Origin of the sequence: Escherichia sp. HH41S (genome assembly GCF_009820115.1) — a bacterium.
GTDB lineage: Bacteria > Pseudomonadota > Gammaproteobacteria > Enterobacterales > Enterobacteriaceae > Escherichia > Escherichia coli_F.
This window is the reverse complement of sequence record NZ_VNXE01000095.1, coordinates 22,445-38,091: the sequence shown is the minus strand read 5'-3', so window position 1 is coordinate 38,091 and position 15,647 is coordinate 22,445. Positions and strand designations below refer to the sequence as shown.

The window sequence follows — 15,647 nt, the reverse complement described above, 5'->3', positions numbered from 1 at the left end:
TAACCAATTCCGCCTCTGTTCTCGCCAACGAGTCACCATGCAGACAAGTAGGTAAAACATGCCGACTGGCATCACCCACCCGGAGAAAAAATATAAATATTGATCATTGTGCTGTGGCTGTAACCAGACATCAGCCCGGAAATTATTGCGATTGGCTGCACGATCGTTACGGACTCGCTTTTCTGGCTGGTGAAGCAATATTGCGGCGCTACGCTCAATGAAACATTTAAATACTATACGACAGCGACATTTATCGCTTCAGTCGTCGCTCTGGCGGGCACATTCCTGCTGTCATTTATCATCGAAGCGCAAAGAGACATACTATGGAAAACGCTAAAATGAACTCGCTCATCGCCCAGTATCCGTTGGTAAAGGATCTGGTTGCTCTTAAAGAAACCACCTGGTTCAATCCTGGCACGACCTCATTGGCTGAAGGTTTACCTTATGTTGGCCTGACCGAACAGGATGTTCAGGACGCCCATGCGCGCTTATCTCGTTTTGCCCCCTATCTGGCAAAAGCATTTCCTGAAACGGCTGCCTCTGGAGGGATTATTGAATCAGAACTGGTTGCCATTCCGGCTATGCAAAAACGGCTGGAAAAGGAATATCAGCAACCGATCAGCGGGCAACTGTTACTGAAAAAAGATAGCCATTTGCCTATTTCCGGCTCCATAAAAGCACGCGGCGGGATTTATGAAGTCCTGGCACATGCAGAAAAACTGGCTCTGGAAGCAGGGTTGCTGACGCTTGAAGATGACTACAGCAAACTGCTTTCTCCGGAGTTTAAACAGTTCTTTAGCCAATACAGCATTGCTGTGGGCTCAACCGGAAATCTGGGGTTATCAATCGGCATTATGAGCGCCCGCATTGGCTTTAAGGTGACAGTACATATGTCTGCTGATGCCCGGGCATGGAAAAAAGCGAAACTGCGCAGCCATGGCGTTACGGTCGTGGAATATGAGCAAGATTATGGGGTTGCCGTCGAGGAAGGACGTAAAGCAGCGCAGTCTGACCCGAACTGTTTCTTTATTGATGACGAGAATTCCCGCACGTTGTTCCTTGGGTATTCCGTCGCAGGCCAGCGTCTTAAAGCGCAATTTGCCGAGCAAGGTCGTATTGTCGATGCTAATAACCCTCTGTTTGTCTATCTGCCGTGTGGTGTTGGCGGTGGTCCTGGTGGCGTCGCATTCGGGCTTAAACTGGTGTTTGGCGATCATGTTCACTGCTTTTTTGCCGAACCAACGCACTCCCCTTATATGCTGTTAGGCGTCCATACAGGATTACACGATCAGATTTCTGTTCAGGATATTGGTATCGATAACCTTACCGCAGCGGATGGCCTTGCAGTTGGTCGCGCATCAGGCTTTGTCGGGCGGGCAATGGAGCGTCTGCTGGATGGCTTCTATACCCTTAGCGATCAAACCATGTATGACATGCTTGGCTGGCTGGCGCAGGAAGAAGACATTCGTCTTGAGCCTTCAGCACTGGCGGGTATGGCCGGGCCTCAGCGCGTGTGCGCATCAGTAATTTACCAACAGATGCAAGGTTTCAGCACAGAACAACTGCGTAATGCCACTCATCTGGTGTGGGCGACAGGAGGTGGAATGGTGCCGGAAGAAGAGATGAAGCAATATCTGGCTAAAGGTCGTTAATAACGTTTCACCGCAGCATCGCCATCCTTTCCCTGGGTGAGCGATGCTGCCGATGGCGCAGGCTTAAGATTCTACCGTCTTACCTGCTATAGCTCTCTCTTTTTACCATCACCCAACACCTTTCGCTGTAAACGGCGGTTTCGCAAACCAAACCAATACCGTAAGTAAGATAAAAGCAATAGCCGCCATACGGAAAATCTCATTTGCAGAAATAGAAAGTGACTGCTGGGTTATTTCATTATTAATTTCATTAAGAACCCCTGAAAGCGAACCATAGTATTTATCCATAATTTGTGATGATGAATTAAACACGGGGTTAAATTGATCGATGGTTGCTGTCAACTGACTATGGTGTAACGATTCGCGTCGTCCCCACAACGTCATTGTCAACGACGTACCAACTGATCCTGACAGGGTACGAAAAAAATTACTCATACTCGAGGCATTGGCAAATTTATTATCTGGCAACCCTGAAAACGAAATCGTTGTTAAGGGTAAAAAGAAACAGGCAACGGCGAATCCCTGGAAAAACTGTGGCAAAATGATGCCTGTGAAATCAATCGTTGGCATAAATGTCACAGAACGCCAGTAATAGCAAACCGCATACATCAAAAAACTAAATGTCACTAACACCCGCATGTCTATTTTGTTGCCATAACGTCCTATCAAAGGCGAAATCAATAGTGGCATGATGCCGATGGGCGCATAAGCAAGTCCGGCCCATATCGCATTATACCCCATCGTTTCCTGGAGTAACTGCGGCATAAGTACTATCGCTCCAGAGTAAAATAAATACGCGCAGGTGATACTCACAATACCAATGGTGAAATTACGGGACTTAAACAAACTGAGGTCAAGAATTGGGTTCTCTGAGGTCGACTCCCAAATGACTAAAGAGATCAGAGAAATAATTGACACTATTGTTAATATTATGATTGTACTCGAGTTAAACCAATCCAGATCGCGCCCTTTATCAAGCATAATTTGCAAGCCACCAACACCGAGCACTAACAGGGTCAACCCTGGTAAATTCATTTTGACCGGTGAAGTTTCAGTTTCTCTTCCTTTAAGTAAAGTTAAACATAATGTCAGGACGATAATCCCCATAGGGACATTGATTAAAAATATCCATCCCCAACTAAAGTTATCACAAATATAGCCACCCAATATCGGCCCACAAATCGGAGCGATAATTACGGTCATTGACCATAACGCCAAAGCAAATGTTCTTTTTTCTGGCGGGTAATTCCTTAATAATAAACTCTGTGACAATGGAATTAACGGCCCCGCCATTAATCCCTGGACGACTCTAAAAAATATAAGAACATCAAGATTAGTCGAAAGACTACACATTAATGAAGACAGCGAAAAGAAGGTTACTGATAGTAAAAATAACCTTAATTCGCCTATTCTTTGTGCCAGCCTGCCGGTAACAGGGATCGCAATGGCATTTGCTACGCCAAACGATGTGATAACCCATGTGCCTTCGTCCGTTGATGCTCCGAGAAAGCCAGATATTGTGGGTATTGCGACGTTAGAAATAGTGGAGTCCAACATTTGCATAAACGTCGCTAATGACAATGCAATAGTGACGCACCATAACGTCCCACCGGTTAATGGTGCCGGAGTTGATTTAGTGATTGCCATTAAAGTTGTCCATTATGAGAAATAATGTTGTTAATCTCTTTTTCTATCGGACTGGTATCGATAACTAAGGCCTTACTGGTGTAAGCAGGCATGGACGTCACGGATGAAGCCAGATCAGGCATATCGGCAATGTCTTCGTTCTTGGTATCAATGGTTGCAGTCATCGATAAACCAATGCGCAAGGGATGTTCCATGAGTTCTTTTGGATCCAGAGACACCTCAACCGGTACACGCTGAACGATTTTGATCCAGTTCCCCGTCGCATTTTGTGCAGGTAATAAGGAGAACGCATTGCCGGTTCCCATATTGATCCCTGTCACCCGACCATGAAACACAACATTTTCACCATAAAGATCGCTGATTATATTAACCGATTGACCAATCCGTACATCCGTGAGTTGTGTTTCTTTAAAGTTGGCATTAACCCACATTTGACGTGCCGGTACGACAGCCATTAACGATTGTCCAGGACTCACTGTTTCGCCAACCTGCACACTTCGCTGGGCAATATAACCAGTAACCGGACTCTTAATATCCGTACGCTTAAGCGCTAACCAGGCTTCTTTGGTTGCATCCGCCGCTTCAACGACTTGTGGCTGACGGTTTAATGGTGTGTTCATTACTAAAGCTTTATTCGCTTTATAAGCCTGGATAGCGGCATTCAATGCCGCTTTGCTACTTATTAATGTATCTTTGGTGTGTTCCAGAGTTTCTTTTGAAATAACCCCCTGCTTTGCTAGCGGCACACGACGATTATAATCTTCTAAAGATTGTTGATACTGGATTCGTGCTGAAGCGACTTCGGCACTATATTGTTTATCCTGTAAATATAGTTTATTCGTTTGTCGCACAATATTTGCCAGATTATTTTTAGCTTTATTGAGTGCGATAGTGGCATCAGTCTTATCCAGTGAAACTAAAATGTCACCCTGTCGAACAAAGTTCGTATCTTTATGATTAACGACAGTGACACTGCCTGAGACTTGTGCAGAAATTGGATCAGCATTCCCCGTAACATAGGCGTCATCTGTACTAATCATGTCTTCTAATTCCAGTGACCAATAGGCATAGGCTCCTGAAAACGCAATAAATAAAACCACTGCTAATAAAGCAAAATATTTTCTTCTGTCAGAATGTTTTTTATTTGAATTAATCTGTTCCACTATTATCTCTCATTTCGCATAGATGAAATTTATGAATTGAATGAAAAGAGTATTTATTCTTCATATCAAACACAGTGCATGTGTTACACATTATCCCAGGAACGTTGGAGGCCTAATTTAAAGGAGTTGCAGAAGATACAACAGAGGACTAAACCGTGACTTTTGCAATACAATTCTTACGCCTGTAGGATTAATGAGAAGCCTTATAGTACTCATTTGAAACTATAAGTTAGCGGTATCATCCCTGATTTTATTGTTGACATTTTATTTATGCCGACTATTTATATGGTATACTTGTCGAATTATCTTAAAGGAAGCTCAAATTTTCTTATTTTTATTGAGAAAATGAGATGATGCCTTATGTCTGTATTACTACAGGGAGAAGGGAAATGCTTCATTGCAAAGGGAATAATCTATGAACGCAATAATTATTGATGACCATCCTCTTGCTATCGCAGCAATTCGTAATTTATTGATCAAAAACGATATTGAAATCTTAGCAGAGTTGACTGAAGGCGGAAGCGCCGTTCAGCGGGTGGAAACACTTAAGCCTGATATCGTCATCATTGATGTCGATATCCCCGGAGTTAACGGTATCCAGGTGTTAGAAACGCTGAGAAAGCGCCAATATAGCGGAATTATTATTATTGTCTCCGCTAAAAATGACCATTTTTACGGGAAACATTGTGCTGATGCTGGCGCTAATGGTTTCGTCAGTAAAAAAGAAGGCATGAACAATATCATTGCTGCTATTGAAGCTGCAAAAAATGGCTACTGCTATTTCCCCTTCTCTCTCAACCGGTTTGTTGGAAGTTTAACGTCCGACCAGCAAAAACTCGACTCCTTATCGAAACAAGAAATTAGTGTCATGCGGTATATTCTTGATGGCAAGGATAATAATGACATTGCTGAAAAAATGTTCATCAGCAACAAAACTGTCAGCACTTATAAAAGTCGCTTGATGGAAAAATTAGAATGCAAATCACTGATGGATCTTTACACATTCGCACAACGTAACAAAATCGGCTAACCACATGAAGTTTTTACCCTATATTTTTCTTCTCTGTTGTGGTCTTTGGTCGACCATAAGTTTCGCAGACGGAGATTACATCGAATATCGTGGCATCAGTAGTAACAACCGTGTCACACTTGATCCACTACGTCTGAGCAACAAGGAATTACGCTGGCTCGCGAGCAAAAAAAATCTTGTGATTGCAGTACACAAGTCCCAAACGGCTACGTTGTTGCATACCGATTCGCAGCAACGGGTTCGTGGTATTAATGCGGATTATTTAAATCTTTTAAAAAGAGCGTTAAATATCAAATTAACACTCCGGGAATACGCAGATCATCAAAAAGCAATGGACGCGCTTGCAGAAGGTGAAGTCGATATAGTGTTATCACATTTAGTTACTTCGCCGCCTCTTAATAATGACATTGCTGCAACCAAACCATTGATAATTACCTTTCCGGCGCTGGTAACCACCCTTCACGACTCAATGCGACCGCTTACCTCACCAAAACCAGTAAATATTGCTCGGGTAGCAAATTACCCCCCAGACGAGGTAATTCATCAATCATTTCCAAAAGCAACAATTATCTCTTTTACAAATTTATATCAGGCATTAGCATCCGTTTCTACCGGACATAATGATTACTTTATTGGTAGTAACATCATTACCAGCAGTATGATTTCCCGCTATTTCACTCACTCCTTAAATGTAGTGAAATATTATAACTCGCCGCGTCAATATAATTTTTTCTTGACCAGAAAAGAATCCGTCATTCTTAATGAAGTACTCAATCGATTTGTCGATGCTTTAACAAATGAAGTTCGCTATGAAGTATCACAAAATTGGCTTGATACAGGGAACCTGGCCTTTCTGAACAAACCATTAGAACTCACTGAACATGAAAAACTGTGGATTAAGCAGCATCCCGAATTAAGGGTGCTGGAAAATCCTTACTCGCCCCCCTATTCTATGACTGATGAAAATGGCTCGGTTCGGGGCGTTATGGGGGATATTCTTAATATTATTACCTTGCAAACAGGTTTAAAATTTTCTCCGATCACCGTTTCACACAATATCCATGCCGGAACACAGCTTAATCCCGATGGATGGGATATCTTACCTGGCGCTATTTATAGTGAAGATCGAGAAAATAATGTTTTATTTGCTGAAGCATTCATAACAACGCCTTACGTTTTCGTCATGCAAAAAGCGCCTGATAGTGAACAAACTTTAAAAAAAGGAATGAAAGTTGCCATTCCATATTATTATGAGCTTCATTCGCAATTGAAAGAGATGTATCCGGAGATTGAGTGGATACAAGTCGATAATGCTAGCGCTGCATTTCACAAGGTTAAGGAAGGTGAACTTGATGCCCTGGTCGCGACACAGCTAAATTCGCGTTACATGATCGACCATTACTATCCTAATGAGCTTTATCATTTTCTTATTCCCGGCGTTGAGAATGCATCGCTTTCGTTCGCTTTTCCTCGCGGAGAACCAGAACTTAAGGATATTATTAATAAAGCATTGAATGCAATTCCCCCAAGCGAAGTTCTGCGCCTGACGGAAAAATGGATCAAAATGCCCAATGTGACCATTGACACATGGGACCTCTATAGTGAGCAATTTTACATTGTTACGACTTTATCCGTTTTATTAGTTGGCAGTAGCCTTTTATGGGGATTCTACCTGTTACGCTCAGTTCGTCGTCGTAAGGTAATTCAGGGTGATTTAGAAAACCAAATATCATTCCGGAAAGCACTCTCGGATTCCTTACCGAATCCAACTTATGTTGTAAACTGGCAAGGTAATGTCATTAGTCACAATAGTGCATTTGAACATTATTTCACTGCTGATTACTACAAAAATGCAATGTTACCATTAGAAAACAGTGACTCCCCCTTTAAAGATGTTTTTTCTAATGTGCATGAAGTCACAGCAGAAACAAAAGAAAACAGAACAATATATAGCCAAGTTTTTGAAATTAATAATGGTACTGAAAAAAGATGCATTAATCATTGGCATACATTATGCAATTTACCTGCAAGTGACAATGCAGTATATATTTGTGGTTGGCAAGATATTACCGAGACGCGTGATTTAATTCATGCACTCGAAGTAGAAAGAAATAAAGCGATCAATGCAACTGTCGCAAAAAGCCAGTTCCTGGCAACAATGAGTCACGAAATAAGAACACCAATTAGCTCCATTATGGGCTTCCTGGAACTTCTGTCGGGTTCAGGTCTTAGCAAGGAGCAACGTGTGGAGGCGATTTCACTTGCTTACGCCACCGGACAGTCACTCCTCGGCTTAATTGGTGAAATCCTTGATGTCGACAAAATTGAATCGGGTAACTATCAACTTCAACCACAATGGGTCGATATCCCTACTTTAGTCCAAAACACTTGTCATTCTTTCGGTGCGATTGCTGCAAGCAAATCCATCGCATTAAATTGCAGCAGTACGCTTCCTGAACGCTACCTGGTTAAAATCGACCCTCAAGCATTTAAGCAGGTGCTGTCTAATTTACTGAGTAATGCCCTTAAATTTACCACCGAGGGGGCAGTAAAAATTACGACTTCCCTGGTTCATATTGATGACAACCACGCTGTTATCAAAATGACGATTATGGACACCGGAAGCGGATTATCGCAGGAAGAACAACAACAACTGTTTAAACGCTATAGCCAAACAACAGCAGGTCGTCAGCAAACAGGTTCTGGTTTAGGCCTCATGATCTGCAAAGAATTAATTAAAAACATGCAGGGCGATTTGTCATTAGAAAGTCATCCAGGCATAGGAACGACATTTACGATCACAATCCCGGTAGAAATTACCCAACAAGTGGCGACTGCCGAGGCAAAAGCAGAACAACCTATGACACTCCCTGAAAAGTTGAGCATATTAATCGCGGATGATCATCCGACCAACAGGCTATTACTCAAACGCCAGCTAAACCTATTAGGATATGATGTTGATGAAGCCTCTGATGGTGTACAAGCGCTACACAAAGTCAGTATGCAGCATTATGATCTGCTTATTACTGATGTTAATATGCCGAATATGGATGGTTTTGAGTTGACCCGCAAACTCCGTGAGCAACATTATTCTTTACCCGTCTGGGGGCTTACGGCCAACGCACAGGCTAATGAACGCGACAAAGGGTTAAGTTGTGGCATGGATCTATGCTTATTCAAACCATTGACCCTGGATGTACTAAAAACACATTTAAGTCAGTTACAACAGGTTGCGCATATTGCTCCCCTGTATCGCCATCTTGATATCGAAGCCCTGAAAAATAATACGGCGAACGATCTGCAACTAATGCAGGAGATTCTCATGACTTTCCAGCATGAAACGCATAAAGATCTATCCGCTGCGTTTCATGCGCTAGAAGCTGGCGATAACAGAACTTTCCATCAGTGTATTCATCGCATCCACGGTGCGGCTAACATCCTGAATTTGCAAAAGTTGATTAATATTAGCCACCAGTTAGAAATAACACCTGTTTCAGATGGCAGTAAGCCTGAAATTATTCAGCTGCTGAACTCCGTTAAAGAACACATTGCAGAACTGGACCAGGAGATTGCTGTTTTCTGTCAGCAAAATGGCTAAATAGCGGCTCCCACAAGGTTCAAATGTGGGAGCTATTTACCAGCACATCTTACATTTATGATGAGAACTCATGGCGAATTTGTTCCCCATGCTGGTCGAGCGTTGCCGCTCCCGGCATAACATGCGGGTCCGCGCAGCCGCTGATTTTTATCGGATTACCCGGCATCATTATTCCGCCAGCTTCAATCAACATATTTCTCGCCTGAGTTTGTGGCAAATTAATGGCCTCAGCCACACTTAATAACGGCGCTACGGGTACACCAACTTCATGTATTCTGGCTAACCAAACTTCAGCTGCCTGCGTTTTTAACGTCCGCTCAATATATTGTTTAAGAATAGCTTGATTTTGTACACGTAAAATATTGCTGTTAAATCGGGGATCATCAACAAGTTCCGTCAGATCCAGTGCCTGGCATAACGCAGAAAAAAGCTTGTCATTACCACAACAAATAGTAATTGGTTTATCCTGAGTATCGAAAACATCAAAAGGAGCCATGTAGGGATGGCGATTTCCCAGACGTTGTGGTGACTTCCCAGTCGCGATATATGCCATCAGTCCATGCTCCAGAAAACTCAGAGTGGCATCAAACATCGCGATATCGACATGCGCCCCTCGCTGGCTCTTTTCGCGGCCATAAAGCGCACTCACGATTCCACTGAATAAATAGACACCGCCACATAAATCCGCAAGAGAGGTACCCACGCGCACAGGCGGAGCATCAGGGTATCCCGTTTCCATCATTATCCCGCTCATTGCCTGAATGATGGTATCGTAGGCAGGAGCATCTTTTAGCGGGCCGGTATGCCCGAAACCTGACGATGAAGCATAGATGAGACGCGGGTTGATTTCTTGTAGCGTTTCCCATGAAAACCCCAGTTTTTCCATTGTACCTGGGCGGAAATTCTCGGCTAATACATCAGCTTGTTTAAGCATATTTATAAATATACTTTTATCGTGGTCATTCTTTAAATCAAGAACCACACTCTCTTTGCCATGATTAATAAAACTGTAATAGAGTGACTGTCCATCCACATAGGGACCAAATGTGCGGGTATCATCACCATGACCTGGCGGCTCAACTTTAATTACCCTTGCGCCCATATTACAAAGAAGTTGAGTTCCGAAAGGCCCATTAAGGACATGCGTCATATCGATAACTAATAAGCCTTCAAACGGCCCTTTGCATTCATTATTGGTCATTTGCTTATGCCTTGAAAAAAAGCCGAAGGTGAAAAGACTCTTCGGCATTTATGAAAATTAATAACATGATTAATTATGAAACCAGTCGACTGACATAAATCCACAAGGGAGCCGTGACGACAAAACCCAGCACACTAACAGCCAATGACGCTGTACCAGTGCGGGTGTAGACATTAAACCGGCTGGCAATAATGATTCCGGAGAATGCCGGCGGTAATGCGCCTGCCAGTACCATCATCTGCAGATGTTCGCTGTTCAAATGACATGCCATACCAACGAGAAGCAGTGCCAGTGGCATCAGAATCAGCTTCAGGAAGGTGTTATAAGCAATTTCAGCACTGAACTCGAATTTATGTGCAGCCAGAGTCAACCCCGCAGCGAATACCGCTACCCCTGAGTTAGCCTTCGCAATCAGATTAAAGGTTGGATCCCATGCTGCCGGAATTTTTACCCCAACCAACACCAGGATCGTTGCCAGAACAGGTGCCCATACGACTGGCTCCTTTGCCGCAGAGATTAACGCGCTCAGATTGCTATTCTTCTTACCATCCGCTCCTGAGGAGGGATTCAGCAAATACAGACCAATAGGAATAGTAATTGCGTTAACAATAATAGAAATAATTGCTACCACTAAACCTGTTGATACGGAATCACCATAAATAGGGTCGAGAACTGCAAACCCCAAGAATCCAATGGTAGGTGAACCTGCAATTAATGCACATACTGCTGCTTCTGCATGGGTACGTTTAAAAAATTTGTAGCAACCAAACCAGGAGAAAAAGAAACATCCGACAATAACCACAAGTGATACAAGGGTCAGGCGAGTGTCCGCAAAAATCATTTCCCTGTTTGCCCGGGTAATAGAAACAAATAGGGCCGCAGGAAGAGCGTAGTTTAATACCAGTTTATTAAATGCCCGGGCTTGATCTTCTGAAAAAGTTTCTCGTCTGCCGCTAAAATAACCCAACAGCATGATTACGATAATAGGCAATAAATCGCCAATAAAAAATGTTAGCATAATAGTATTTCCGATAAGGGTCCCCTCACCATCGATAATGAGTTGGCAAGAGGAGACGATGTCAGTATTTAATTACCAGCGACTTGTTTTGGGTTAAGTTTGGTAATATGGCCACTTTCAGTTCCTGCTGCTGGGTCGATGACCACATTAATAATGGTCGGTTTGCGCGACTGAATACCGGTGGTTAACGCATGACGAAGCTCATCTGTCGTGGTGACGTTATATCCAACGCCACGAAATGCATCCATTAATTTGTCATACCTTGCATGGTGCAATAGATCTGTTGGTGATGGTGCACCAGCGCCACTGAGATCAACACCGTCTCCTCTGTAGATGCCGCCATTATTAAAAATAACGATCGTCACCGGCAGGTTATATCGACAAATCGTTTCAATCTCCATCCCACTGAAACCAAAAGCACTATCACCTTCAATGGCGACAACCGGAGAACCAGAGGTCACGCTAGCACCGATGGCATAGCCCATACCGATGCCCATGACACCCCAGGTGCCACAATCCAGACGACGACGTGGTTTATACATATCAATAATATTTCGTGCATTATCCAGGGTATTTGCCCCTTCATTAACTACATAAATATCCTGGTTCTCGTGCAATACATCGCGCACCGCACTCAATGCATTAAAGTAATTTAATGGTTGGGTATCTGTACTTAACTTTTCATGCATTTTTTGCGCATTTTGCTGCTTGTGGATATTTAAAATATCGCGCCACACCAGTGGAGTCGTAAATGTGTTTTGTTTCAGTTCTGCCAGCATACCTTGCATACTGGATGCAATATCGCCAACGACTGGCACAGCAATGGGGCGGTTGCTGTCAATTTCCTGCGGTTCTATATCCAGTTGAATAAACTGTGTATCTGCCGCCCATCCTTTTTTACCGTGCGCCAGTAACCAATTCAGTCGCGCCCCAACAAGCATGACAACATCAGCATTTGCCAGCGCAAACGAACGCGCAGCCGCCGCAGAAAGTGGATGCGTATCTTCCAGGATCCCTTTCGCCATAGACATTGGCAGGAATGGAATCTGGGTACTTTCAATAAACTCACGAAGCTGCTCATCTGCTTGTGAATACGCCGCGCCTTTACCAAGGATAATTAATGGCCGTTCTGCTTTTGCTAACAGCGAAATTGCACTAGTGACTGACTTCGGGCATGGCAATAACGCTGGCGATGGGTTTTCAACTTTAACAATAGTGGCTAATGCCTCGTCTTTTTCCATCGTCGCAGCCAGGACATTTGCTGGCAAATCAAGATAAACACCGCCAGGGCGACCCGAAACGGAGACCCGGATAGCGCGTGCCAACGCAATGCCAAGATCCTGCGGCTGGTTAACGCGGAATGCCGCTTTGGCATAGGGTTTTGCCGCATTCATTTGGTCCAGCTCTTCATAATCACCTTGCTGGAGATCAACGATCGCGCGATCGCTGGAGCCGCTGATCATGATCATCGGAAAACCATTTACTGTTGCGTTGGCCAATGCGGTCAAACCATTGAGGAATCCTGGCGCAGAAACGGTCAGGCAGATCCCTGGCTTTTGGGTAAGAAAACCGCTTGCCGCAGCCGCATAGCCTGCAGATTGCTCATGACGAAAACCAATATAACGAATGCCTTCCGCCTGGGCATGGCGCGCCATATCCGTCACAGGAATACCTACAACACCATAAATAGTGTCAATATTATTCTGTTTTAATGCTTCAACGATGATATGCATACCATCTGTCATTTGAAGTTGATCTGACATGATTAATAACCTCGAAATTTTTATAAATTGGGAGCCAGAAGCCCCCGTTAATATCAGATGGCGTGGTTTTGCTTCATTGCAGCAATTTCATCGTCGCTATAACCCAGCTCCTGCAATACAGCAGCGGTATGTTCACCTAATAACGGCGCAGCTTTAATATCCGGCGTAAAGGCAGAGAATTTCATTGGACAACCAACTGTCAGATATTTTCCACGCAACGGTTGTTCCACTTCGACAACACTGCCACTTTGGCGCAAAGAGGGATCAAGTGAAATTTCTTTCATACTTAATACCGGTGCACAAGGAATATCAAACTGAGTCAAATAGGCCACCGCTTCATGTTTATCAATAGTGACAGTGTATTTTTCGATTTTAGCAAAAATATCGAAAATATGTGGCTGTCGGGCATGAGCTGTACTGTATGCCGGATCGGTAATCCATTCTGGTTTGCCGATAGCTTTACAGGTGTTTTCCCAGTTTTGCTCCTGAATAGTGAAATAAATATAGGCGTTAGGATCGGTTTCCCAGCCTTTACATTTCAGGATCCAGCCAGGCTGACCGCCACCACCCGCATTACCACCGCGTGGTACTGCGTCGCCAAATGTGCCATTCGGATACTGCGGGTATTCTTCCAGATAACCCAGCTTATCGAGGCGCTGCTGGTCACGTAATTTCACGCGGCAAAGGTTCAACACGGCATCCTGCATTGACATGGTAACTCGTTGCCCACGCCCCGTTTTTTCGCGATGCAGCAAAGCAGCAAGTAAACCGATCAGCAAATGCATTCCGGTGTTGCTGTCACCCAACGCTGCAGCGCTTACCAGCGGCGGGCCGTCCCAAAAACCCGTAGTGGATGCCGCGCCACCCGCTGCCTGAGCAACGTTTTCATAGGCTTTTACATTCACATAAGGCGAACACTCATCAAACCCTTTGATCGAACCAAAAATCAGACGTGGGTTGATTTCCTGAATATGCTCCCAGGTGAAGCCCATGTGATCAATAGCCCCTGGATGAAAGTTCTCGACCAAGATATCAGCTTCGCGGATCAGCTTTTCCATTACCTCTTTGCCTTCCGCTGTTTTGGTATTTAATTCAATAGAACGTTTGTTGCTGTTAAGCATGGTGAAGTAAAGTGCATCGATATCAGGAATATCTCGCAGCTGGCGACGCGTTACGTCACCAACGCCGGGACGTTCAATTTTAATGACGTCAGCGCCAAACCACGCCAGCATCTGAGTACAAGATGGGCCAGATTGCACACCGGTGAAATCGAGAACTTTAATTCCTTGAAGTGGAGTTGACATAGCAATACCTATTAGTTAATTAAATATATGTTAATTTAGCGTTTATTTAAGGCATAACGCCCTCTATAAATAATCCGCAAAATATCGTCGTAGCTGCACTCGATATTTTTAAATTCCTGTATCAAGTGCTGAAATTCATTTCATCGCCACTTCCAATTCCTTTTTGCATGGTAAGTAGTGAGGACGAAAAGAAGAATATGATAAATATTGGTTTGCGGTAATCAGAGAGAGCCGCGACATTTGTGATGTTATTCTTACAACTGTAAGAAGCGATTGTGATTTACAGTTAGGGAAATGATTACGATTTTTAAATCGTACCATAAAACATAACATAAACAATGATTTCGTGATGACACGGGATTATTGATGTTTACTTTGAGGAATAGAAAATGCGTGTTTATAGAACCGCGAGCGCCAAATAATTTTATGACCACAATCGGTCGTATTGTGGTCATAAAAAATTGTCGCCTGGAGGGAGTAAAATCTTTTACTTCAATATGCTGCCTGTCAGCATTAGTTCACAAACAGTGCTTCGCTATCGACGATGATTCCATCTTCCGCACCTTTAAGCGCCAGGTTTGCCTCGTAGTATTGCTTTTTATCAAGCAGTTTCTGCGCATCAGCAAGTGCATTACGAGTCTGTTTAAGCGGCATCAGATATTGGTTTTCCATTACGCCAACACCGGCCAGGCGAAGCTCTTCCATTGCGCCCTTTTTATCCCCTTTCGCCATTTTTTCATTCGCAATTTTTATCGCTGCTTCTTTTTCTGGTGTCGCTACATAACTCTCAGAAATTCCGACAGATGCATTAATGACAATATATTGGTCATCATTGATATTGGTCTTTTTACCTGGCTTAGCGAACTTTGCCCATTCAGTACTGTCATCTGACAGCAAAGCGGAAGCTTCATTGGTCAGTTCTTTTGCCTTTTCCGGATCGCCATGAAACAGAGCCAGGCGCGCTACCTGCACGTCACGCATCGCATATAAACCCTGTTCAGAGATACGCTCTGCTGCTACCGTTTTCTGGGTTTGCTGAACTTGCTGAGTTTGCTGTTGTGCTGCTACCGGTGCATTATCAGCAGCCCATACAGTTGAAGATGCCAGAACTGCTGTGACCATCGTAGCCATAATTAAACGTTTCATACTTACCTCATTCTTTAACAGTTTTAGAAAACGCCGCCATCATATTGGGTGAGCATGAAATGAGAAATCAGAGAGCAACGGTCATTTTGAAAGGGTTATCTTACAGTTGTAGTTATTATCGCAAG

At 43.7% G+C, this 15,647-nt stretch carries 10 protein-coding genes and 1 pseudogene; 4 read left to right on the top strand and 7 right to left on the bottom strand.

Annotation, left to right across the window (positions count from 1 at the left end; translation table 11 throughout):
* Nucleotides 1-123: 123 nt before the first annotated feature.
* Together FQZ95_RS18060 and dsdA are read left to right on the top strand one after the other, a co-directional pair.
* Nucleotides 124-342 (top strand): annotated as a pseudogene (locus FQZ95_RS18060) (GntT/GntP/DsdX family permease); the annotation flags it as partial.
* On the top strand, nucleotides 324-1,652 hold the full coding sequence (gene dsdA / locus FQZ95_RS18055) for a D-serine ammonia-lyase (protein WP_160530487.1): 1,329 nt from the start codon (nucleotides 324-326) through the stop codon (nucleotides 1,650-1,652). The pseudogene FQZ95_RS18060 and the gene dsdA, both read left to right, overlap by 19 nt.
* 108 nt (nucleotides 1,653-1,760) lie before the next feature.
* On the opposite strand, the gene emrY is transcribed toward dsdA, so the two are convergent.
* Nucleotides 1,761-3,299 carry a multidrug efflux MFS transporter permease subunit EmrY gene (emrY, locus tag FQZ95_RS18050; RefSeq protein ID WP_160530486.1) on the bottom strand — a complete coding sequence of 513 codons (1,539 nt, stop codon included), beginning with the start codon at nucleotides 3,297-3,299 and terminating at the stop codon, nucleotides 1,761-1,763.
* Nucleotides 3,299-4,462, bottom strand: a complete 1,164-nt coding sequence (gene emrK / locus FQZ95_RS18045) for a multidrug efflux MFS transporter periplasmic adaptor subunit EmrK (protein WP_105277561.1) — start codon at nucleotides 4,460-4,462, stop codon at nucleotides 3,299-3,301. The genes emrY and emrK overlap by 1 nt, the downstream gene beginning before the upstream one ends.
* Before the next feature lie 415 nt (nucleotides 4,463-4,877).
* Here emrK and evgA point away from each other — a divergent pair, with 415 nt between their 5' ends.
* Both evgA and evgS read left to right on the top strand, forming a co-directional pair.
* The gene (gene evgA, locus FQZ95_RS18040; protein WP_000991370.1) at nucleotides 4,878-5,492 is read left to right on the top strand and encodes an acid-sensing system DNA-binding response regulator EvgA; all 615 of its coding nucleotides are present in this window, start codon (nucleotides 4,878-4,880) and stop codon (nucleotides 5,490-5,492) included.
* 4 nt (nucleotides 5,493-5,496) lie between these two features.
* A complete protein-coding gene (evgS, locus tag FQZ95_RS18035) occupies nucleotides 5,497-9,090 on the top strand; it encodes an acid-sensing system histidine kinase EvgS (RefSeq protein WP_160530485.1) in 3,594 nt (1,197 codons plus the stop codon).
* 55 nt (nucleotides 9,091-9,145) lie between these two features.
* Here evgS and yfdE read toward each other — a convergent pair whose 3' ends face one another.
* From yfdE to FQZ95_RS18010, 5 genes are all read right to left on the bottom strand, one after another.
* On the bottom strand, nucleotides 9,146-10,291 hold the full coding sequence (yfdE, locus tag FQZ95_RS18030; RefSeq protein WP_160530484.1) for a CoA:oxalate CoA-transferase: 1,146 nt from the start codon (nucleotides 10,289-10,291) through the stop codon (nucleotides 9,146-9,148).
* Between the two features lie 73 nt (nucleotides 10,292-10,364).
* A complete protein-coding gene (yfdV, locus tag FQZ95_RS18025) occupies nucleotides 10,365-11,309 on the bottom strand; it encodes a transporter YfdV (protein ID WP_000955028.1) in 945 nt (314 codons plus the stop codon).
* A gap of 68 nt (nucleotides 11,310-11,377) precedes the next feature.
* Entirely contained in the window at nucleotides 11,378-13,072 is a 1,695-nt protein-coding gene (oxc, locus tag FQZ95_RS18020; protein ID WP_160530483.1) for an oxalyl-CoA decarboxylase, read from the bottom strand.
* A gap of 53 nt (nucleotides 13,073-13,125) precedes the next feature.
* A complete protein-coding gene (gene frc, locus FQZ95_RS18015) occupies nucleotides 13,126-14,376 on the bottom strand; it encodes a formyl-CoA transferase (protein WP_160530482.1) in 1,251 nt (416 codons plus the stop codon).
* Between the two features lie 513 nt (nucleotides 14,377-14,889).
* Nucleotides 14,890-15,522 (bottom strand): YfdX family protein, encoded by a 633-nt coding sequence (locus FQZ95_RS18010; RefSeq protein ID WP_000825617.1) that lies wholly within the window; start codon nucleotides 15,520-15,522, stop codon nucleotides 14,890-14,892.
* Nucleotides 15,523-15,647 lie beyond the last annotated feature (125 nt).